We start from the raw sequence: 20034 nt of genomic DNA on the forward strand, positions 1-20034 counted from the left end.
AGACTCCCAGAAAATCTCGCTTGTCCTACGACGTCGCAGCGGCCATCGTGTTCGCCATGAGCACCGCCACCGCACGTTCCCACCGCTCGCTGCCCACGGCATCCGCGACCGCGGCGTCCACGACTTCCGCCCCACCGCCCGCGCCCCGCCCCGCCCTCGACTGGCGCGTCCGTTTCGCGCTGCTCTCCCTCGTCTGGGGCTTCAGCTTTCTGCTCATCAAGGTGGGCACGCAGGCGTACGCCCCGTTCCAGGTGACCCTCGGGCGCTTGCTGTTCGGCACGGCGGTGCTCGCCGTCGCCATGGCCGTGAAGCGCGTGAAGCTGCCGCGCGGCGCCCGCACATGGGGCCATCTGGCGGTGGCGGCGTTCTTCCTCAACGCCCTGCCGTTCTCCCTCTTCGCGTACGCCGAGCTCACCATCCCCTCGACCCTGGCCGGCATCTGCAACGCCACCTCCCCGCTGTGGGGCATGGCCCTGTCCCTGGTCGCCCTGTCCGAGGACCGCCCGACGCGCCGCCGGGTCGCGGGCCTGGGCATCGGCTTCATCGGCGTCCTGACCGTGCTCGGGGCCTGGCAGGGCTTCTCCGGGCTGGACGCCACGGGCACCGCGATGGCGCTGCTGGCCTCCCTCAGCTACCCCATCGGCTGGATCTACGTGCGCCGTACGCTCGCGGGCCGCAGCGAGTCACACCTCTCCCTCACCGGGGCGCAGCTGTTCCTCGCCACCCTCCAACTGGCTGTCGTCACCCCGCTGTTCACCACCTGGCCGACCACGTTCCCGGTCGTGCCGCTGCTCGCGGTGGTCGCGCTCGGTGCGCTGGGCACCGGCCTCGCGGTGCTGATCCAGTACGGAATCGTCGCCGAGGTCGGCCCGACGACCGGCCAGATGGTGACCTACTTCATCCCGGTCATCGCCACCGCCGCCGGCGTCACGCTCCTGGGCGAGGCACTGACCTGGAACATCCCGGTCGGGGCGCTGATCGTGCTGGCCGGAGCCGCCCTCACCCAGAGCCGCCCGAAGACGGGGGCCGGACGTCAGCCGTAACTGCGCGCCTCCACCGGACCCACCGCCGCCGCCACCGTGTCGGCGAGCCGCTCCAGGTCCGCCAACGGCAGACCCGAGACGGTGATCCGTACGCCCGGTCCGGCAGCCATCCGGAACCGGGCCCCGGGCGCCACCGCCCACCCCGCGTGCAGCAGGCGGGCCACCGCCCCGGTCTCGTCGGCGACCGGCACCCACACGTTCATCCCGCTGCGCCCGTGCGCCTCGACACGCCGCCGGGCCAGGGCCGCCACCAGCGCGTCGCGCCGCTCCGCGTACGCCGCCGCGACCGCGCGCGGGTCCACCGCGCCGGTCTCCCACAGGTGGACCACGGCACGCTGCAACAGGCGGCTCACCCAGCCGGGCCCGAGGTTCTGCCGCCCCAGCACCCGGTCGACGGTGACCGGGTCGCCGGTCAGGGCGGCGACGCGCAGATCGGGCCCGTACGCCTTGGCGACCGACCGCACCAGAACCCAGTGGTCCGTGACGCCCGCGAGCGGATGCAGCGGTACGTCGACGAACCCGTGCCCGTGGTCGTCCTCGATCACCAGCACGCCCCGGTGCGCGGCCAGCACCCGCCGCAGCTCCTCCGCCCTGGCGGCGCCCACCGCCGCACCGGTCGGGTTCTGGGCCCGGTCGGTCACGATCAGCGCCCGTGCCCCGGTGTCGCGGAGCGCCCGCTCCACCTCGCCGGGCAGCGGCCCGTCGTCGTCGAGGGCGACCGGCACCGGCTTCAGCCCGAGCGCCGGTACGAGATCGAGGAGGGCACCCCAGCCGGGGTCCTCGACCGCCACGGCGTCACCCGGCCGCAGATGGGCGGCGAGCACGCGTTCGATTGCGTCCAGCGAGCCGGACGTGACGGCGATCGGCCCGTCCGGAACCCCGTCGGCGTCCAGCGCCGCCCGGGCGAGCCGTGCGAAGTCCTCGTCCACCGGCGCCTGCCCGTACAGCCCGGGCTCCTCGGCGTCGCGGCGGGCGGCGGCCGCCAGCGCCTCGCCGAGCGGCGGCAGCAGGGCCGGGTCCGGATTGCCCTGCCCCACGTCCCGTACGCCCTCCGGCGCGTCGATCCGGAGGGACCCCCGCGCGGTGGTGGCCGGCCGGGACCGCACCCGGCTGCCCCGCCGTCCGGCCGTCTCGATCACCCCGCGCTCACGCAAGGTGCGGTACGCGGCCGCGACCGTATTGGGGTTGACCCCCAATCGAGCGGCCAACTCCCGCATGGGTGGCAGGAGTTGGCCCGGCGCCAGCTCGCCCGAGCCGACACCCACCTCCACGCTCGCGGCGATCTCCGATGCGCGACGCCCTGCAATCCGGTACTCTCCTAGCACAAACAGCATTATGCACTAGTGCAATGGAGACCGCAATGTCAGCGACGCGCTACGAGCCCACCGACCGCACCGTCCCCACCCGCTCCCGGGACCGCGCCTCGTACGACCGCGAGCTGGTGCACGCGATACTCGACGAGGCGTACGTCTGCCACCTCGGTTTCGTCCGCGACGGCGCGCCGGTCGTCCTGCCCACGCTGTACGGCCGCGTCGGCGAGCGCCTTTATGTGCACGGCTCCACCGGTTCACGCCCGCTGCGCATGGCCGGCGGGGCCGACCCGGGCCTTGCGGTCTGTCTGACGGTCACCCACGTCGACGGGTTGGTGCTGGCCCGTTCCGCCTTCCACCACTCGCTCAACTACCGCTCGGTCGTCGTGCACGGCATCGCCCACCAGGTCACCGACCCGGAGGAGAAGCGCACGGCGCTCGACGCCCTTGTCGACCATGTCGTCCCCGGCCGCTCCACCGACTCCCGCCCGGCCGACGCCAAGGAGCTCGCCGCGACGGCCGTTCTCCGCCTGGACCTGGAGGAGGTGTCGGCCAAGCTCCGCACCGGCGGCCCCAACGACGACCCGGAGGACCTCACGCTCCCGCACTGGGCGGGCGTCGTCCCGCTCCGAACCGCCTACGGCGTCCCCGTCCCGGCCTCCGACCTGGGCCCGGCGATCCCCCTGCCGGACTACCTCGCCAAGCTCTGAGCAAGTCGCGGACGGGATCCGGCCGGGGCGGGGGGCGCCCCCGCGGAGGTCGGAGGCGAGGGGGCTCCCATCCCGGTGCACGCCCCCACGCCACACCACACCGATCAGGCCGGCGCCTCCACCCGCCGCCTGCCGACCGCGCCCCGCGCCTCCGCGACCGCCAGCCCGGCGACGGCGCCGAGCAGGAGCAGCGTCCCGCCCACCGTCGCCCCGGTCAGCCGCTCACCGAGCACCGTGACCGCGATGACGGCCGCGCTCACCGGCTCCAGGAGCATGACCACGGAGACGGTCGCGGCGCGCACGGCGGCCGCGCCCGCGAAGTACAGCGCGTACGCCAGCGCGGTCGGCACGGCCGCCACGTACGCCAGCAGCCCCACCACCTTCGCGAGTTCCGCGGTGTGCGGGACGAGGCCCTCGGCCGCCGCCATCGGCAGCAGCCCCACGGCGCCGACCGCGAAGGCCCAGGTGCTGGTGGCCAGCGCGTCGGCGCCGCCACCGTCGCGTCCGAGCCGGCGCGTCAGCAGGGTGACCATGGCGTATCCGGCGGCGGACAGCACCGCGAGCGCCACACCGGCGGGCCGCACGGCGACGCCCCCACTGCCGAGGACCAGTACGGCGAGACCGGCCAGCGCGCCCGTGACGGCGACGACTCCGCCGCGCCCGAGCCGCTCCCCCAGGGTCAGCCGCGCGCCGAGCGCGATGAGCACGGGCCCGGCGCCCAGGGTGACGACCGTGCCGACCGCGAGGCCGGTCACCTCGACGGCGGCGAAGTAGGCGCTCTGGAAGACGGTGAGCCCGGCCCCCGTACCGAGGATGCGCAGCAACCGCCGCCGACGGGACTCGGCCGCCCTCGGGGCACGGCGGCGGCGTACCGCGAGGGCACCGAGCAGCAGCACGAGGCCACCGGCGCAGCGCCAGAACGACAGGGCCAGTGGACCGAGGTCGCTGACGAGGAACACCAGCGAGGCGGCCGCCCCGGCGGTGCCCCAGGCGACCCCGGCGACGATCAGGTAGAAGAGACTGCGCCCTACGGACAAACCGGGCACAACAGAGGCATTCGACACGTGACTTCTCCGTACGAAGACAGACAGATGGTTGGCCGCTCGACTCCGCACGCGGGCAGCGGCGAACCACCCGGGTACTGGCGCGCGTCGGCGCGACCGAGCCCGAGTCGGTCCCCGTCAGGAGGGGGAGGTGCCGCCCGCGTTACGCGGCAGGCGGCGGAAGTACGGTCGAATGCATGATCGTCACCTTACGTGGCGGCGCGTTGGGCCGACAACTCGTCTTCCGGGTTCATCCGGTCCGACCCGGTCACCGGTCCGGACGGCGCCTTCGGCGTGGACGACTGGGCGATGAAGGCGCCCACGAGCACCACCGCTCCGCCCAGGATCTGCGCCGCCGAGAGGTGCTCCTTGAGCAGCACCCAAGCCAGCACGGTCGCGATGACCGCCTCCAGGCAGGCGACCACACCCGCCACCTGAGGCGAGAGCCGCCGCACCGAGGTGACACCGGTGACGTACGCGAGGACAGTGGCGATCAGCACGATCCACCCGAGCAGCAGCCACGCCGGAATGGTGGTCCCGCCCATGTCGGCGGTCTCGCCCAGGACGGACCAGTCCATGCCCCACGGGCGGGCGACGACGGTGACGAAGACCGAGCCGAAGAGCAGACCGTACGCGATGACACCGAGCGGGTCGGCCGGTTCCGCCTCGTCACTGCCCTGGTCGGAGAGGACGAAGTAGCCGACCTGGCAACAGGCGGCACCCAGTGCGAGCACGAGCCCGAGGAGGTCGAAGCTCAGCCCCGACCACACCTCCACCACGCACGCGAGTCCGCCGACGGCGAGGATCACCCCGAGGGCCGCGGCCCGCGTCACCGGCCTGCGCTGTACGAAGCGAACCCAGCCGAGCACCAGCGCCGGGGCGAGGTACTCGATGAGGAGCGCGACCCCGACGGGGATACGGGAGATGGCCGCGAAGTAGCAGGCCTGCACGCCCGCGACCGCGAGCAGCCCGAAGCCGGCGAGCAGGGCGGGCTTGCGGCGCAGGAGGTCGCGGTGACGCCAGGCCACGGGCAGCATGACGAGTGCGGCACCGGTCACCCGTAGCCACACCACGTGCAGCGGGTCGAGCCCTGCCTCGATCAGCGGCTTGGCCGCGACACCTGATCCACCGAATGCGAACGCCGAGGCCAGGGCGAGTCCCAGGCCGGCGCTTCTCCCCTGAGACGCGTGCATCGGGACATCATGGCAGCAGAGCGTCAGGAGCGTGAAGGTCGTTACACCTGTTGAGACGGCTCACCGATCCGGGCGGCCAGCGACGCCGCGTCGACCCCGGCCCGGGTCAGTACCTCGACGGCCCGGCACGCATGGTCGGCGGCCAGCCCGGCGAGCAGGTCGAGCCCCCTCGCTCGCGGGTCACCCCGCCGTCCGGCCCGCTCCAGGGCGCCCTCCATCGCGGCGACGGCGGCGGGCGACCACCCCGGTACGTCCGCCTCCGGGAGCAGGGGTACGGCACCGGTGTGCTCGGTCGCACCTTGCCAGCGCAGCCCGTACCCGATGCTTCGCTGCACCAGGTAGCCGAGCACGCGCGCCACCTGAGGGCCGTCGAAGGCGGCCCTGACACCGGGGTCGGATTCGAGCAGCGAGTGCAGGAGGTGGGCCGTGTCGATCTGCCGGTCACCGTCCCGCAGCGCCCTGCGCCGCGCACCGGCGACGACGGCGGCCAGTTCGACGGTGAGCCTGGTCTCGATCTCCGCACGGCTTTCGGCGGGCAGTTGCCGAGGCACCCGCGGGGTAGGGCTTTGCACCTTCCCACCCCATCAGCAGCGGGAAGCCGGAACATCCCCGGCTGGGAGCATTCGCGCATCCCACAGAAGGAGGGCACGAGTGACCGGTTCCTCCTCCTTACGGATGAGAGCGGTGGAGCCCCGGCAGTGGAACTGACGGCCCATCAGTATCGAATGTTCGCGACGGCACGGCCACCATCCGCGCACCGTTACCCACACATCGCGGCACCGGCCGGCAAGGACGGCGGCTCCGGTGAACTGCCCGTACGACCTGGGGACGTAACCCGGGAAGCCCCGGAAGGCGCCGCAGAAACCGCGAGCACCCGACGGACACCACGGGCCCCACGACAAAACCCCACACCGGACACCCCGAGCACCGCGGCAGGGCCCCGCGGCGCACACCACGGGGCCCTCGGCGCTCCCGGCGCCGCCGCCGGCTCAGTGCTCGTCGGCCAGGATCAGGTAGAGCTTCTTGCGGGCGTCGTTGATGACGGTCAGCGCCTTCTGCCGCTGCTCCGCGTCCCCGGTCTTCCAGACCTGCCCGAATGCCTCGAGCAGCCCGAACCCGGCCTGGCGGATCTCGTGCATCGCCTCCCAGTCCACGCCGCGCCCCGCCTCTTCCCAGGGGGCGTCCGGCCCCGACTCGGCTTCGGCGCGCCCGGTGTCCGTGAGCGTGAACAGCTTCTTGCCGCCCTCGCTCCGGCTGGCGATCAGGTCCTCGTCCTCCAGGAGCTGAAGGGTCGGGTAGACCGAGCCGGGGCTGGGCCGCCAGGCCCCGCCGCTGCGCTCGGCGATCTCCTGGATCATCTCGTAGCCGTGCATCGGACGGTCCTTCAGCAGCGCGAGGATCGAGGCACGCACATCACCGCGCCTCGCCCTTCCCCGGCCACCGCCTCGTCCGCGCCCGCCGCCGAAGGGCCCTCCCCCGAAGGGGCCCCCGGCGAACGGGCCGGACCCGAATCCCGGGCCGAACGGCCCGAAGGCACCTCGGCGCCCTTCGAAGTCGCCCTGACGCTCGCCGCCCCAGCCGCGATGGCCGGGTCCGCAGTTCCCATGCGCACGCATCTCGTACGCTCCTTCCATCGTTGATCTGTCGCGATGCTTCAACGATATATCGGAACAGTTCGTTGGGCAATCACTTCGACGCCGCCCGGGCCACCCGCGCCGAATTGGCCTTGGCCCGGGAGGCGCCCCCGCCCCTACGGTCGGCTGCATGCGGATCCGAATCGTCGACGCCTTCACCGACCGCCCCTTCTCCGGCAACCCGGCGGGGGTCGTCCTCCTGGACGCCTTCCCGGACGACCACTGGCTCCAGAAGGTCGCCGCGGAGGTCAACCTCTCCGAAACGGCCTTCGCCCACCCGCTGCCCCCTGGCGGCGAGGCCGACTGGGCGTTGCGCTGGCTCACCCCCGTCGCCGAGGTCGACATGTGCGGCCACGCCACGCTCGCCACGGCTCACGTCCTGCACACCACCGGCCGCGCGAGCGGCACGGTCCGCTTCACCGCGCGGTGCGGCGTCCTCTCCGCCACCGCGGCCGAGGACGGCTCCCTCACGCTGGACTTCCCGACCTCCACGCTGACGCCCGTCCCGGCCCCGGACGGGCTCGCCAAGGCACTCGGCGCCGACGTCGTCGCCGTCCACGACACCGCCGCGCACATTGGCGACCTGCTGGTCGAGTTGAGGGACGAGCGGTCCGTACGATCCCTCGCACCGGACTTCGCCGCGCTGGCGACCATGTCGGACCGGGGCGTCATCACGACTGCCGCCGCCGAGGACCCGGGGCGGGGGTACGACTTCGTCTCCCGCTGCTTCTTCCCGGCCCTCGGCATCGACGAGGATCCGGTCACCGGCAGCGCGCACACCGCCCTCGCGCCCTTCTGGTCGGCCCGCCTCGGCCGCGACGAGCTGACCGGCTTCCAGGGCGGCGCCCGCACCGGGCTGGTGCGGACGACGCTGCGCGGTGAGCGGACACTGCTGACCGGGAACGCGGTGACGGTCATCGAGGGCGACCTGCTGGCCTGACACCGATTGCCGGCCCGCCACCGACGGAACAACCAAGGGGCGTACGGAACCCTCCGTACGCCCCTTCGTCCTCCGGACCTCGCCTCAGGCCGTGGGCAACCACCCCACCCGGCCCGCCAGCAGCGCGTACCCGACGAACGCCACGATGTCGAGCAGCGCGTGCGCCACGACCAGCGGCCCCACCCGCCCCCACCGCCGGTAGAGCAGCACGAAGACCACGCCCATCACCATGTTGCCGATGAACCCGCCGATGCCCTGGTACAGGTGGTAGGAGCCGCGCAGCACCGAGCTGGTCACCAGCGCCGCCATGGGGCTCCACCCCAGTTGGTCCAGCCTGCGCAAGAGGTAGCCGACGACGATGACCTCCTCCAGCACGGAGTTCTGCACCGCCGACAGGATCAGCACCGGGTACTTCCACCACACCTCGGGCAGCGCCTCGGGCACCACCGTCAGGTTCGCCCCCGCCGCCCGCGCCGCCAGGTAGAAGGCGAGCCCCGCGCTGCCGATACCGGCCGCGATCAGCGCCCCACGCCCCAGGTCCGGCCACGGCCGGCCACGGTCGAAACCGATCGCCCGCAGCCCCGCGCCCTCCCTGAGCAGCAGGTGCGCCACGAGCGCGACGGGCACCAGCGCGGTGGCGATCCCGAACAGCTGCCAGGCCAGGTCGAGCCACGGCCGCCCCGGCGCGTAGGAGCTGTTGAGCGTCGCCGCCTGGTCCTTCAGCCCACCCGGTTTCGTCAGCGAACCGACGAAGCTGATCAGCGCGGAGACCCCGCTCGCCCCCAGGGAGAGGGCCAGCACGAGCAACGTCTCGGACCGCAGGGTCCTGGGCCCCACGGTCTCCGCGGGAAGAGTTCCTGCCACGTACGCGCACACCTGCCTCGGGTCGACCGCCATGGGACGTCACAGCTTGCCCGACGATCTCACCAGGAACCCAGCCGGGGCGGCACACCGGCCGCCCCGGGCCTCACCGCTCCAGCCGAGCCGACGGCTCTCCCGGGAAGCCGACCGGCCAGGTGTGCACCGGGTTCCCCTGCCGCATCAGCCGGCAGTACTGACGGGTGGTGGCGGCCAGCGCCGCCTCCCGCCCCAGCCCGGCCTCCAGCGCCCGGTGGAACGTTTCCACCTGCCACGACGCGCCGTTCACCCGGCGCTTGCACCGCTCCTCGATGATCCCGAGGTACCGCTTGCGGTCCGTGCGCTCCACGCCCCACGCGTCGAGGCCCGCGGCCGCGAGCGGCAGCAGTTCGTCCCGTACCAGCTTCACCGCCGGCACCGTGGTGACGCCGCCGGCCCGGCCCGGCCGCGGCCAGCGCAGTTCGGCGTCGATGCCGTATCGGCAGGCGGCGTCGAAGTTCGCGGCGGCGTCCTCGAACGGCAGCCGCGTCCACACGGGCCTGGTCTCCTCGGCGAGCGCGCGGACCAGGCCGTAGTAGAAGGCGGCGTTGGCGAGGACGTCGTCGACGGTCGGCCCGGCCGGCAGGACCCGGTTCTCCACGCGCAGGTGGGGCACCCCGTCCACGACCCCGTACACCGGCCGGTTCCAGCGGTAGACGGTGCCGTTGTGCAGGGCGAGCTCCGGGAGGGTCGGCACTCCGCCCTCGTCGAGGACGCGCAGCGGCTCCTCGTCGTCGCAGATCGGCAGCAGCGCGGGGAAGTACCGTACGTTCTCCTCGAAGAGCTCGTACGCCGAGGAGACCCACCGCTCCCCGAACCAGGTGCGCGGCCGCACGCCCTGTGCCTGGAGCTCGGGCGGGCGGGTGTCCGTGGCCTGGGTGAACAGCGGCGGGCGGGACTCGCGCCACAGCTCCCGGCCGAAGAGGAAGGGCGCGTTCGCGCCGACGGCGATCTGTACGGCGGCGATGGCCTGCGCGGCGTTCCACACGTCGGCGAAGCGCTCGGGCGTGACCTGGAGGTGCAGCTGCACGGAGGTGCACGCCGCCTCGGGCACGATGGAACTCGCCGTACAGCTGAGCCGTTCCACGCCCTCGATGTCGAGCGTGAAGTGCTCGCCCCGCGCGGCGACTATCTCGTCGTTGAGCAGACGGTAACGGTCGACGTCGGAGAGGTTCCCGGAGACCAGATCGTCCTGGGAGAGTGTCGGAAGAATGCCGATCATCACAATGCCGGCATCGACCTCCTGCGCCTTGCGGTGCGCATATGCCAGACCGGTGCGGAGCTCCTCGGCGAGCTGATCGAAGACGCGCCCGCCGAGCCGGTGCGGGGCGATGTTCACTTCCAGGTTGAACATTCCGAGTTCCGTCTGGAAATCCCGGCTCGCGATGCGGTCCAGCACCTCGGCATTCATCATCCGCGGCATGCCGTCGGCACCCGCCAGATTCAGCTCGATCTCCAGGCCCACGAGATTCCGTGGCCGGTCGAACCTCTTGTCGGCAAGGAGTCGCTCCAGTCCCGTCAGGCACTCCTGAAGTTTCCTGCGGTACCTCTGCCGATCGGACAGGTCGAAGCCGCCTGCCGCGATCTTCTCCCCCATCGAAGTGTCCCTCCTCGAGTGGGCGGCGCGCGGCATCGTCCGCTCGCGTCACGGACGATAATGCCCAGCCGGACTGATCTGTAACGCCCACACGGACAGGGCTTGGACGGTAGGCTGGATACGTTGTTGTGCCCGGCACATTCCGGAGGCATGAGGCAGCGCGCAGTTACCGCCGCTCGACCCCCGCCGCGGCGGGTGAGGCGGCGCCCCGATCCGCCCGAAACAGCGGCGCCATTCGGCCTACCGCACGCCGGGCAACGGCGCAGGCAGCGGCCTCGCCGTCGCGGGAAATCCACAGAAACACCGCAAATTAAAGACCTGATTCGGCCTTGTCGGTAATATCGCGGTCGGCTAGCGGAAACATTGCGTGAACACGTGTCGTATAAACTCCGCGAACGAGGCAGAGAGTCGAGCCCGGCCACGGCCCATCGGCCCCCTCCGGCACCCTCTGACCCCGAAGCTGACACTGCCGTCCGCACCTCTCCCGCAGCACCCTGTCTCTTGACTGAGAGGCGACCCACCATGCCGCTCCACGTCTCCCCTGCCCCCGCGCCTGCCTTGCGCAGTGTCCTCGCGGCGCTCGGCTCCCCCGCCGTCCGCGAGGCCCACACGCCCGCTCTCCGGTCCGTCCAGGGACCGCTGAGCCCCGAACTCCCGCTTCCCGTCCATGTACTGGACGTCCGCGACCCGGTCGTCACACCCGCCGGCGCACCGCGTACCCGACTGGCCGGCTGGCGGTTCCTGATCCGCGGCGGCGACCGCCCCGTCGCCGCCGCGGACACCATCCTCACCCAGGACGGCTGGGCCTTCTCGCACTTCTTCGAGGGCCCCTACCTCGCGTCGACGGAGCGTGCCCTCCGCCAGGCCGAGGCCATGGCGACCCGCCACCAGCCGCGCCTGCTGTCCGTGCCCGAGCTGTACATGCTGACGCTGTGGCTGCACGGGGACACGGAGGCCGACCCGGCCACCGGCTCACCGGCCCCGGCGGACCTGCTGATCCCGCTGGCCCCCGCGCCCCCGGGGATCGCCCCGCACATGCCGTACCGGGTGGCCGACCTGCTGCCGGTGCTGACGCTGCGACTGGTGCCGCCACCCCTGCTGGAGTCAACGGCGTGATGACTCCCCGGTCCGTTCGGACTAGCCCGGTCAGGCCATCACGAACCACCCGAAGGGACAGTGTGGTTGAGCTGAACCATCCGTGCGGGTGACACGTCATTAAGCAGTAGGAAGCGCTGCCGCGAAATCCCTGCGGATTGACGCCCGTGGGGCAACACTGGGAACGGACCGACAGACAAACGGGGGGCGGCCATGAACACCGCATCGAGCCGCAGGACACACACCACACCGCAGCGAAAGAACCGACCCATGTGCCAGCACCAGCCAGCCTGCCCGACCGCCGACTCCGCCGACAGGGAGGCGGCCCGCCTGGTGGCTCACCACCCGGAACAGGGCTGGAGCCTGCTGTGCAACGGCGTCCTGCTCTTCGAGGACACCGGTGAACTGCTGCCGGACGGCCAGATCATCGCGCCGCACCGGCCGCTGAGCGCCTCGAAGGTCGTCACGGCCGCCTGAGGCACCGCACACAACCGCACGGAAGAGGGCCGGTACGGAGATGATCTCCGTACCGGCCCTCTTCACGCCCGTCAGTTGTCATACTCGTCCAGCGGCGGGCAGGAGCAGACCAGGTTGCGGTCGCCGAACGCCCCGTCGATGCGGCGCACCGGCGGCCAGTACTTGTCCGAGGCCGAGACGCCGGCCGGGAAGACCGCCTCCTCCCGGCTGTACGCGTGCGTCCACTCAGCTCCCAGCGCGGCCGCGGTGTGCGGGGCGTTGCGCAGCGGGTTGTCGTCCGCGGGCCACTCACCCGACGCGACCTTCTCGATCTCCGCACGGATCGCGATCATCGTGTCGCAGAACCGGTCGAGCTCGGTCAGGTCCTCGCTCTCGGTCGGCTCGATCATCAGCGTGCCGGCCACCGGGAACGACATGGTCGGGGCGTGGAAGCCGTAGTCGATCAGCCTCTTGGCGATGTCGTCGACGCTGACGCCGGTCGCCTTGGAGATCGGGCGCAGGTCCACGATGCACTCGTGGGCGACGAGCCCGGCCGGGCCGGTGTAGAGCACCGGGTAGTGCGGCTCCAGGCGCTTGGCGATGTAGTTGGCCGCGAGGACGGCGACCTGGGTCGCGCGCTTGAGTCCCTCGCCGCCCATGAGCCGTACGTACGCCCAGGAGATCGGCAGGATGCCGGCCGAGCCCCACGGGGCGGCCGAGATCGGGCCGACGCCCGTGTCGGGGCCGGCGCTCGGCTGGAGCGGGTGGTTGGGCAGGTACGGGGCGAGGTGCTCACGGACGCCGACCGGGCCGACACCGGGGCCGCCGCCGCCGTGCGGGATGCAGAAGGTCTTGTGCAGGTTCAGGTGCGAGACGTCGCCACCGAACTCACCCGGCTTCGCCAGCCCCACCAGCGCGTTGAGGTTGGCGCCGTCGACGTACACCTGGCCGCCGGCCTCGTGGACCTGGGCGCAGATGTCCGCGACGTGCTCCTCGAACACGCCGTGCGTGGACGGGTAGGTGATCATCAGGACGGACAGCTCGTCGCGGTACTGCTCGATCTTGGCCCGCAGGTCCTCGACGTCGATCTCGCCGTCGTCGGCGGTCTTGACGACCACGACCTTCATGCCGGCCATCACGGCGCTCGCGGCGTTGGTGCCGTGCGCGGAGGAGGGGATCAGGCACACCGTGCGCTGGGTATCGCCGTTGGCGCGGTGGTACGCGCGGACGGCGAGCAGACCGGCCAGCTCGCCCTGCGAACCGGCGTTGGGCTGGATGGAGACCTTGTCGTAGCCGGTGACCTCGGCGAGGCGCTCCTCCAGCTCACGGATCAGGGTCAGGTAGCCCTGCGCCTGGTCGACCGGCGCGAAGGGGTGGATCTGCGCGAACTCCGGCCAGGTCACCGGCTCCATCTCGGTGGTCGCGTTCAGCTTCATCGTGCAGGAGCCGAGCGGGATCATGCCGCGGTCCAGCGCGTAGTCGCGGTCGGCGAGCTTGCGCAGGTAGCGCAGCATCGACGTCTCGGAGCGGTGCGCGTGGAAGACGGGGTGGGTGAGGTACGCGTCGGAGCGCAGCATCGCCTCGGGCAGTACGTCGGCCGTGGCGGCGTCCAGCGCCTCGATGTCGCCGCTCACGCCGAAGGCCTCCCACACGGCGGCGATCTGGGCCCGGCCGGTGGTCTCGTCGCAGGCGGCGGAGACGTGGTCGGCGTCGACGAGGCGGAGGTTGACCCCGTTCTCGCGGGCGGCGGCGACGGCCTCGGCGGCCTTGCCGGGAACCCGGACGGTCACGGTGTCGAAGAAGGTGCCGTGCACGACGTCCACACCACCCGCACGCAGCCCCTCGGCGAGCACGACGGCGTACCGGTGGACGCGCTGCGCGATCTGCTTGAGCCCCTCGGGGCCGTGGTAGACGGCGTACATGCCGGCCATGACGGCGAGCAGCACCTGCGCGGTACAGATGTTGCTGGTGGCCTTCTCGCGGCGGATGTGCTGCTCGCGGGTCTGCAGCGCCAGCCGGTACGCCTTGTTGCCGTCCGCGTCGACGGAGACGCCGACGAGCCGGCCCGGCAGGCTGCGGGCGAACTTGTCGCGGACGGCCATGTAGCCGGCGTGCGGACCACCGAAGCCCATCGGCACACCGAACCGCTGGGTGGTGCCCACGGCGATGTCCGCGCCCAGCTCACCGGGAGAGGTGAGCAGGGTCAGCGCCAGCAGGTCGGCGGCGACGGTGACGATCGCGCCGAGCTCGTGCGCCTGCTCGATGACGGCCTTGATGTCGCGTACGGCACCGGAGGCGCCGGGGTACTGGAGCAGCACACCGAACACGCCACGCTCGGCGACCTCGGCCGGGATGCCCTCGCTCAGGTCGGCGACGACGACCTCGACACCGGTCGGCTCCGCGCGGGTCTCGATGACGGCGATGGTCTGCGGCAGGGCGTCGGCGTCGACCAGGAAGACACCGTCCTTGACCTTGCCGACACGGCGGGCCAGCGACATGGCCTCGGCGGCGGCGGTGCCCTCGTCGAGCAGCGAGGCGCCGGAGGTGGGCAGCCCGGTCAGGTCGGCGACCATGGTCTGGAAGTTGAGCAGCGCCTCCAGGCGGCCCTGCGAGATCTCCGGCTGGTAGGGCGTGTACGCGGTGTACCAGGCGGGGTTCTCCATGACGTTGCGCAGGATGACCGGCGGCGTGAACGTGCCGTAGTAGCCGAGGCCGATCATCGGAGCGAGCACCTGGTTGCGCTCGGCCAGCGAGCGCAGCTCGGCCAGGACCTCGGCCTCGGTGCGGGCGTCGGGCAGCCCCAGCGCCTCGGCGCTCTTGATCACATCCGGCACCGCAGCAGCCGTGAGCTCGTCGAGCGAACCGTAGCCGACCTGCGCGAGCATCTTGGCGCGGGCCTCTTCGTCGGGCCCGATGTGCCGCTGCTCGAACGGGATGCCCTGTTCGAGTACGGAGAGCGGAATGCGGTTGGCGGTCATTGCGGAGGCCTCCTGGTCGATACGACCTGCGAGGGGCACCATGGCGCGGGTGCCCGGACGGCCTCCCCCTCTGTCATCTCAACCTGAGAGCTTCACCGGACCACCCCACGACGGGGCGGGCCGGCTTTCACCGTCGGTGAGAGCGGATGCCGTCCGACGCCCGCCCTGCTTTCCAGAGTGACCTCATCCGTGCGGTACCGGGTGCCTGAGAGATTCCGGGGAGGATTTGCTCCTTCGGCGCCTCCGAAAGGTTTCTCCGGAGGACTCTCCCGCGCGGGGTCAGCGGCCGTTTGCAAGCCTACCAGCGCGGTCCCCACAGGATCCCTCGAGTGGCCGACGTCACCGATGTGCACTTTCGTAGTGTTTACAGAGCGGTTGCGACCAGTTGGAGGGACCGTGCAGACCGATATCGATCCGCGCAGCCTGATCGGCCGCAAGGCCTTCGACCGCAACGGCCGCAAGATCGGCACCATCGACGAGGTGTACCTGGACGACGCGACGGGCTCCCCGGAGTGGGCCGCCGTACGCACGGGCATGTTCAGCCGTGACGCCTTCGTCCCCCTGGAGCCCAGCGACCTCGCGGACGACGGCCTGCACATCCCGTACGACCGCTCCCTGATCAAGGACGCGCCCGACTTCGGCGTCGGCCGCCACCTCTCCCCCGAGCAGGAACTCCAGCTCTACCACCACTACGGCCTGGCGCTGCCGCCCCCTCCCTCCACGGACCGCGACTTCGGCAAGCTCGCCGGCCAGGACGACTGACCCGGCACGAGAGGCAGCGGATCCGACGGCTCCAGGTCCGGATCGTCGGCCCAGAACGTCCGCACCCGCCCGGGCGGCGACCCCGGTTCCTCGAACCGCACGGTCACCCGCCCCAGCCCACTGCCCTGCACCCACCCGGCCCCGTACTCGGCGTGCCGCACATCCTCCCCGGCCACCCACCGCCGCGGCTCCCCAGCACCACCGGGCTCGGCACCACCGGGACCAGGCATCCCCGCGCCGCCAGGGCCACCGCTCCCGCCGGTACCAGGCACCCCAGCACCACCGGCACCACCAGCATCAGACGGCCCTGCACTGCCCGGCCCAGCGGCCGCACGCTCACGCACCACCGCCTCACGGCTCCCGTGCCCCACCGGTCCGCCCCCGCCACCGGCGCCCGCGGGCCCAGCCGCTGCACCGGCCTCACCGGCACCCGCCCCCGTCTTCCCCCCGGCCCGGCCACCGCGTCGCCCCTCCCCCTCCGAGGAAGCCCCCTCCCGGGCGTCCGGCTCCATTGGCTCACCCACCCCACCCCCAGCCGCCACATCGACCCCACGAGGCCCATCAGCCCTGGCGTCCCCGCCCGCCCCTGGCTGGCCGCCATCCGGTCGAAGGCCGGCATGGCCACGCCCACCGGGAGAAGCCGCCACGGGCCGCCCCGCCGACTCACCGGCCGCCGGTTCAGCCGCACCGCCGCCTGGTCGGGACGGCGCCCCCGCCGGGCCACCCGCCCAGGCCCGCGCGTCCACCGCCGGGGACCCCACCGGCACACCCTGTCCGCCCAGGGCACCGGACTCCCCGGGAACGGAGCCGCCCGCCCCGCCCCGATCGGCCGCATCCCCCACTCCCACCGAACCGGCGCCCCGCGTGGTACCGGCCGGGTCAGCCGCGACGGCTCCGACCGCCCCCACCGCCTCCACCCGTTCCGAAGCCGACGCTTCCCCCTCCGCCCGCTCCGCCGCTGCCTGGGCGAAAAGGTCCTCCTGCGTGTAGTCCGCGAGCCCCGTCACGCCCACGCCCAGCAGCCGCACGCCACCCGTGGTGTCCACCCCCTCCAGCAGCCGCGCCGCCGCCTCCCGCACCACCACCGGGTCGTCCGTCGGGCCTCGCAGCGTCTCGGACCGGGTCAGCGTAGAGAAGTCGTACCTCCGTACCTTCAGCACCACCGTCCGTCCCGACCGCCCCGCGCCCCGCAGCCGCTGCACACACCGCTCGGCCAGCCGCTCCACCTCCCACCGCACCCGCACCCGGTCGTGCAGGTCGACGTCGAAGGTGTCCTCCACGGACACCGATTTGGCGTCCCGCTCCGCCACCACGGGCCGGTCGTCGTACCCCATGGCCATCCGGTGCAGCGACTCGCCGTGGGCCTTGCCCAGCAGCCGTACAAGCTCGTCCTCGCCCGCCGCCGCCAGGTCCGCCACCGTCGACATACCGGCCCGCCGCAGATGTTCCCCGGTGGCCGGCCCCACCCCGGGCAGGATCCGCACCGACTTGGGGCCCAGCAGCTCCCGCTCCGTCCCCGGCTCTATCAGCACCAGCCCGTCCGGCTTGGCCTCCTCCGACGCGATCTTCGCGAGCATCTTGGACCCTGCCAGGCCCACTGACCCGGTGAGCCCGGTGACCGCGCGGATGTCGCTGCGCAACCGCTCGCCGGCCGCCCGCGCGCCGGCCGCGTCATGGGCCGAGCCCCCTGCCTCCAGGTCGACGAAGGCCTCGTCGAGGCTCAGCGGCTCGACGAGGGGCGACAGCTCCCGCAGCAGCCGCATGACCTGCTCGCTCACCGCACGGTAGAGGGAGAAGCGCGGCACCAGATACGCGGCGTTCGGCGCCAGCCGCCGAGCCTGCGCCATCGGCATCGCCGAATGGACCCCGAAACGCCTGGCCTCGTACGACGCGGTGGCGACCACCCCTCGCGGCCCCAGCCCGCCGACGACCACCGGCTTTCCGCGCAGACTCGGTTTCGCCGCCTGCTCGGCGGCGGCGAAGAAGGCATCCATGTCCAGATGCAGGATCGTCGGCGAGGCTCTCACATCACCGATGCTGCCCTACGCCACTGACAATCGCCCGCACACACATACGGGACGCGAGGCTCAGACTGCCCGGTCGCGCCGCCTGCGTGCCAACTCGTCCGACGGATTGTGCCGGACCAGCGTCTCACCGGTGTCGACGCGTTCCCCGTGCAGCTGCGAGAGCGCCGCCTCGACGTCCCGCCACACCACGCCCACCGCGATCCCGAAAACGCCCTGGCCGCCCTGGAGCAGATCGACGACCTCGTCGGGCGACGAGCACTCGTAGACCGTCGCGCCGTCGCTCATGAGCGTCATGCGCTCCAGGTCGCGAAAGCCCCGCGCACGCAGATGCTGGACCGCCGTGCGGATGTTCTGCAGCGCCACGCCCGTGTCCAGGAAGCGTTTGACGATCTTGAGGACGACCACGTCGCGAAAGCTGTAGAGCCGCTGCGTCCCCGACCCGTACGCGGGCCGTACGCTCGGCTCGACCAGCCCGGTACGTGCCCAGTAGTCGAGCTGCCGGTAGGTGATTCCCGCCGCCGCGCAGGCGGTGGGCCCCCGGTAGCCGATCGTGTCGGTGGCCGGATCACCCGCGGGGCGCTGCACCGGGCCGGCACCCGTGCCCACGGCACCCGCATCCGCCACTCCCGGCTGGAGCCGGTCGGTCGCACCACCGGGCGTCCGATCGACCCCGTTCGCGTGAGCCTGGTCGGCCGCCGCACTCCCGTGAAGCGGATACGGCCCGCTCTTCCCCAGACTTCGTCCGGGGAGGCCCCCAGTCGCACCGTCGCCGCTGCTCATCACGCCGACCCTCCGTCCTTGACCTGCCATCTCGACGGTAGGCAGTCACCAGGGGTGCGTCAACGATCGCCACACTCGGCACGCCGAGTGATAATCACCCTGAGAGTGGTTTCCCGTATCCCGAAACCGGGAAGGGGTGCTCGAATGGGCTGAAAGCCCTCACCGCGCGCTCACGCGAGCCGGAAAGCGCGAGCCTCCGCAGCTCGTCACCTCACTGCCCCCGGGAGCCGACGCCGCACGGGCGACGCCGGACGGCCGACGGCCGATCGCGCGCAGGGACCGCGCAGCACGGAATCAGCACGGTTCATCCGGCAGAGCGCCCCTTCGGCGGACGGACGGCCCGACACCGGAGCACCGGCCTCACTGACTGCTGCTGCCGAAGTCCTCGGGCGAGATCTGGTCGAGGAACTCGCGGAACTTCTCCACCTCGTCCTCCTGCTCGTCCGGGATGGCGATGCCCGCGTCGTCGAGCACGCCGTCGCTCCCGTAGATCGGGGTTCCGGTGCGCAAGGCCAGCGCTATGGCGTCGGAGGGCCTGGCGCTCACCTCGACTCCGCTGGCGAAGACCAGCTCCGCATAGAAGACCCCTTCCCGCAGGTCCGTGATGCGGACCTCGGTCAGCTCCTGGCCCACGGCCTCGAGCACATCCTTGAAAAGGTCATGAGTGAGGGGCCGGGCGGGAGCCATGCCCTGCTGCGCGAAGGCGATCGCCGTCGCCTCCCCCGGACCGATCCAGATCGGGAGGTACCGGTCGCCTCCCACTTCACGCAGGAGCACGATCGGCTGGTTGGACGGCATTTCCACCCGGACACCGACAACATCGAGCTCGTTCACATTGCAACCCTAGGACGTGCCGGACCGGTTTGGATAGTCGGGCTCTGTCAAGATCAGGGCAAGCGGACACCGAGGGCCGTCTGCACCAGTGCCGCGTGCAGACGCACGGACAGTGCGGCCAGCTCCTTCGCGGTCGCCTCGGCATGGGCCCTGGTCTGCGGATTACGGTGCCGACGCAGGGGTGCGACCACCTGCTCGACCAGCCCCGCCTCCCGCTCGGCTGCGGCTTTCACCGCCCGCAAATGCCGCGGTTCCAGACCAAATCTCCCCAGATCCGCAACAAGTTTCGCGACGGTCACCGCCTCGGCGTCGTACCCGCCGTCCACACCCTGGACGACGAGCCCGTACGCCTCCCACTCGGCGAGCTCCTCCTCACCGGCGCCCGCGGCCGCCAGGAGCTCCGCCCTGCCCACCCGGGCAGCTGTCGGGCGGTCCTGCCCGGCCACGTCCCACGGATCGCCGTCCTGCGGTTCGCGCTGCGCCCCCGGAGCAGTCGGCAGCTCCACCTGCTCGCCCCGCTCCACGGCGTCCAGGTGTTCCCGGATCACCTTCAGCGGGAGGTAATGATCCCGCTGCATCCGCAGGATGCGCGCCAGCCGCTCCACATCGCGGGGGCTGAACTTCCGGTAGCCGGACGCCGTCCGCTGCGGCTCGACGAGCCCCTCCGCCTCCAGGAACCTGATCTTGGAGATCGTGACCTCGGGAAACTCTTCACGCAGCTGATTGAGCACCGTC

At 72.1% G+C, this 20034-nt stretch carries 18 protein-coding genes and 1 riboswitch; of the genes, 6 read left to right on the plus strand and 12 right to left on the minus strand.

Features of this window, described 5'->3' with window-relative positions; all coding sequences use genetic code 11:
• Nucleotides 1-56 precede the first annotated feature (56 nt).
• Nucleotides 57-1043, plus strand: coding sequence for a DMT family transporter (locus tag ABT360_RS27370; RefSeq protein WP_351821884.1), 987 nt, complete (start codon nucleotides 57-59; stop codon nucleotides 1041-1043).
• Here ABT360_RS27370 and ABT360_RS27375 read toward each other — a convergent pair.
• Nucleotides 1034-2368, minus strand: a complete 1335-nt coding sequence (locus ABT360_RS27375) for an aminotransferase class I/II-fold pyridoxal phosphate-dependent enzyme (protein WP_351821887.1) — start codon at nucleotides 2366-2368, stop codon at nucleotides 1034-1036. The genes ABT360_RS27370 and ABT360_RS27375 overlap by 10 nt on opposite strands.
• A 23-nt stretch (nucleotides 2369-2391) precedes the next feature.
• Between ABT360_RS27375 and ABT360_RS27380 the strand changes: the two genes are divergently transcribed.
• Nucleotides 2392-3063 (plus strand): pyridoxamine 5'-phosphate oxidase family protein, encoded by a 672-nt coding sequence (locus ABT360_RS27380; protein ID WP_444852331.1) that lies wholly within the window; start codon nucleotides 2392-2394, stop codon nucleotides 3061-3063.
• Between the two features lie 104 nt (nucleotides 3064-3167).
• On the opposite strand, the gene ABT360_RS27385 is transcribed toward ABT360_RS27380, so the two are convergent.
• The 4 genes from ABT360_RS27385 to ABT360_RS27400 form a co-directional block, all read right to left on the minus strand.
• Nucleotides 3168-4127 (minus strand): DMT family transporter, encoded by a 960-nt coding sequence (locus tag ABT360_RS27385; protein ID WP_351821893.1) that lies wholly within the window; start codon nucleotides 4125-4127, stop codon nucleotides 3168-3170.
• 188 nt (nucleotides 4128-4315) lie between these two features.
• A complete protein-coding gene (locus tag ABT360_RS27390) occupies nucleotides 4316-5299 on the minus strand; it encodes an EamA family transporter (RefSeq protein WP_351821896.1) in 984 nt (327 codons plus the stop codon).
• Nucleotides 5300-5340: 41 nt separating this feature from the next.
• A complete protein-coding gene (locus ABT360_RS27395; RefSeq protein ID WP_351821898.1) occupies nucleotides 5341-5871 on the minus strand; it encodes a Clp protease N-terminal domain-containing protein in 531 nt (176 codons plus the stop codon).
• A 417-nt stretch (nucleotides 5872-6288) separates the two neighbouring features.
• Nucleotides 6289-6915, minus strand: a complete 627-nt coding sequence (locus ABT360_RS27400; protein ID WP_351821901.1) for a PadR family transcriptional regulator — start codon at nucleotides 6913-6915, stop codon at nucleotides 6289-6291.
• Nucleotides 6916-7063: 148 nt separating this feature from the next.
• Here ABT360_RS27400 and ABT360_RS27405 point away from each other — a divergent pair, with 148 nt between their 5' ends.
• On the plus strand, nucleotides 7064-7873 hold the full coding sequence (locus ABT360_RS27405) for a PhzF family phenazine biosynthesis protein (protein WP_351821904.1): 810 nt from the start codon (nucleotides 7064-7066) through the stop codon (nucleotides 7871-7873).
• Nucleotides 7874-7957: 84 nt separating this feature from the next.
• Here the strand turns inward: ABT360_RS27405 and ABT360_RS27410 are convergent, their stop codons facing one another.
• Together ABT360_RS27410 and ABT360_RS27415 are read right to left on the minus strand one after the other, a co-directional pair.
• Nucleotides 7958-8737 (minus strand): CPBP family intramembrane glutamic endopeptidase, encoded by a 780-nt coding sequence (locus tag ABT360_RS27410; RefSeq protein ID WP_351821906.1) that lies wholly within the window; start codon nucleotides 8735-8737, stop codon nucleotides 7958-7960.
• Between the two features lie 103 nt (nucleotides 8738-8840).
• Nucleotides 8841-10367 carry a glutamate-cysteine ligase family protein gene (locus ABT360_RS27415; protein ID WP_351821909.1) on the minus strand — a complete coding sequence of 509 codons (1527 nt, stop codon included), beginning with the start codon at nucleotides 10365-10367 and terminating at the stop codon, nucleotides 8841-8843.
• Nucleotides 10368-10889: 522 nt separating this feature from the next.
• On the opposite strand from ABT360_RS27415, the gene ABT360_RS27420 reads away from it, so the two are divergent.
• Entirely contained in the window at nucleotides 10890-11483 is a 594-nt protein-coding gene (locus tag ABT360_RS27420; protein WP_351821912.1) for a hypothetical protein, read from the plus strand.
• Nucleotides 11484-11732: 249 nt separating this feature from the next.
• A complete protein-coding gene (locus ABT360_RS27425; RefSeq protein ID WP_189551922.1) occupies nucleotides 11733-11939 on the plus strand; it encodes a DUF5999 family protein in 207 nt (68 codons plus the stop codon).
• A gap of 71 nt (nucleotides 11940-12010) precedes the next feature.
• Here the strand turns inward: ABT360_RS27425 and gcvP are convergent, their stop codons facing one another.
• On the minus strand, nucleotides 12011-14896 hold the full coding sequence (gcvP, locus tag ABT360_RS27430) for an aminomethyl-transferring glycine dehydrogenase (protein ID WP_351821916.1): 2886 nt from the start codon (nucleotides 14894-14896) through the stop codon (nucleotides 12011-12013).
• A 182-nt stretch (nucleotides 14897-15078) separates the two neighbouring features.
• A riboswitch (glycine riboswitch) is annotated at nucleotides 15079-15178 on the minus strand.
• Nucleotides 15179-15292: 114 nt separating this feature from the next.
• On the opposite strand from gcvP, the gene ABT360_RS27435 reads away from it, so the two are divergent.
• Entirely contained in the window at nucleotides 15293-15658 is a 366-nt protein-coding gene (locus ABT360_RS27435; protein WP_351821919.1) for a PRC-barrel domain-containing protein, read from the plus strand.
• Here ABT360_RS27435 and ABT360_RS27440 read toward each other — a convergent pair.
• The 4 genes from ABT360_RS27440 to ftsR form a co-directional block, all read right to left on the minus strand.
• Entirely contained in the window at nucleotides 15586-17685 is a 2100-nt protein-coding gene (locus tag ABT360_RS27440) for a DNA polymerase IV (protein WP_351821922.1), read from the minus strand. The two genes, ABT360_RS27435 and ABT360_RS27440, sit on opposite strands and share 73 nt — an antisense overlap.
• A 60-nt stretch (nucleotides 17686-17745) precedes the next feature.
• The gene (locus ABT360_RS27445) at nucleotides 17746-18465 is read right to left on the minus strand and encodes a MerR family transcriptional regulator (protein ID WP_351821925.1); all 720 of its coding nucleotides are present in this window, start codon (nucleotides 18463-18465) and stop codon (nucleotides 17746-17748) included.
• A gap of 360 nt (nucleotides 18466-18825) precedes the next feature.
• Nucleotides 18826-19299 carry a bifunctional nuclease family protein gene (locus ABT360_RS27450; protein WP_026281837.1) on the minus strand — a complete coding sequence of 158 codons (474 nt, stop codon included), beginning with the start codon at nucleotides 19297-19299 and terminating at the stop codon, nucleotides 18826-18828.
• A 53-nt stretch (nucleotides 19300-19352) separates the two neighbouring features.
• Nucleotides 19353-20034: transcriptional regulator FtsR (gene ftsR / locus ABT360_RS27455; protein ID WP_351821928.1), on the minus strand; the 682-nt coding region annotated here is incomplete at its 5' end.

The organism is Streptomyces sp. NPDC000229 (assembly GCF_040300825.1).
Lineage (GTDB): Bacteria > Actinomycetota > Actinomycetes > Streptomycetales > Streptomycetaceae > Streptomyces.

Bases quoted from the DNA above. Each gene is read 5' to 3' on its own strand.
- ABT360_RS27370 (WP_351821884.1), top strand. From the start codon at position 57: ATGAGCACCGCCACCGCACGTTCCCACCGCTCGCTGCCCACGGCATCC.
- ABT360_RS27380 (WP_444852331.1), top strand. From the start codon at position 2,392: ATGGAGACCGCAATGTCAGCGACGCGCTACGAGCCCACCGACCGCACC.
- ABT360_RS27390 (WP_351821896.1), bottom strand. From the start codon at position 5,299: ATGCACGCGTCTCAGGGGAGAAGCGCCGGCCTGGGACTCGCCCTGGCC.
- ABT360_RS27400 (WP_351821901.1), bottom strand. From the start codon at position 6,915: ATGCGTGCGCATGGGAACTGCGGACCCGGCCATCGCGGCTGGGGCGGC.
- ABT360_RS27405 (WP_351821904.1), top strand. From the start codon at position 7,064: ATGCGGATCCGAATCGTCGACGCCTTCACCGACCGCCCCTTCTCCGGC.
- ABT360_RS27415 (WP_351821909.1), bottom strand. From the start codon at position 10,367: ATGGGGGAGAAGATCGCGGCAGGCGGCTTCGACCTGTCCGATCGGCAG.
- ABT360_RS27420 (WP_351821912.1), top strand. From the start codon at position 10,890: ATGCCGCTCCACGTCTCCCCTGCCCCCGCGCCTGCCTTGCGCAGTGTC.
- ABT360_RS27425 (WP_189551922.1), top strand. From the start codon at position 11,733: ATGTGCCAGCACCAGCCAGCCTGCCCGACCGCCGACTCCGCCGACAGG.
- gcvP (WP_351821916.1), bottom strand. From the start codon at position 14,896: ATGACCGCCAACCGCATTCCGCTCTCCGTACTCGAACAGGGCATCCCG.
- ABT360_RS27445 (WP_351821925.1), bottom strand. From the start codon at position 18,465: ATGAGCAGCGGCGACGGTGCGACTGGGGGCCTCCCCGGACGAAGTCTG.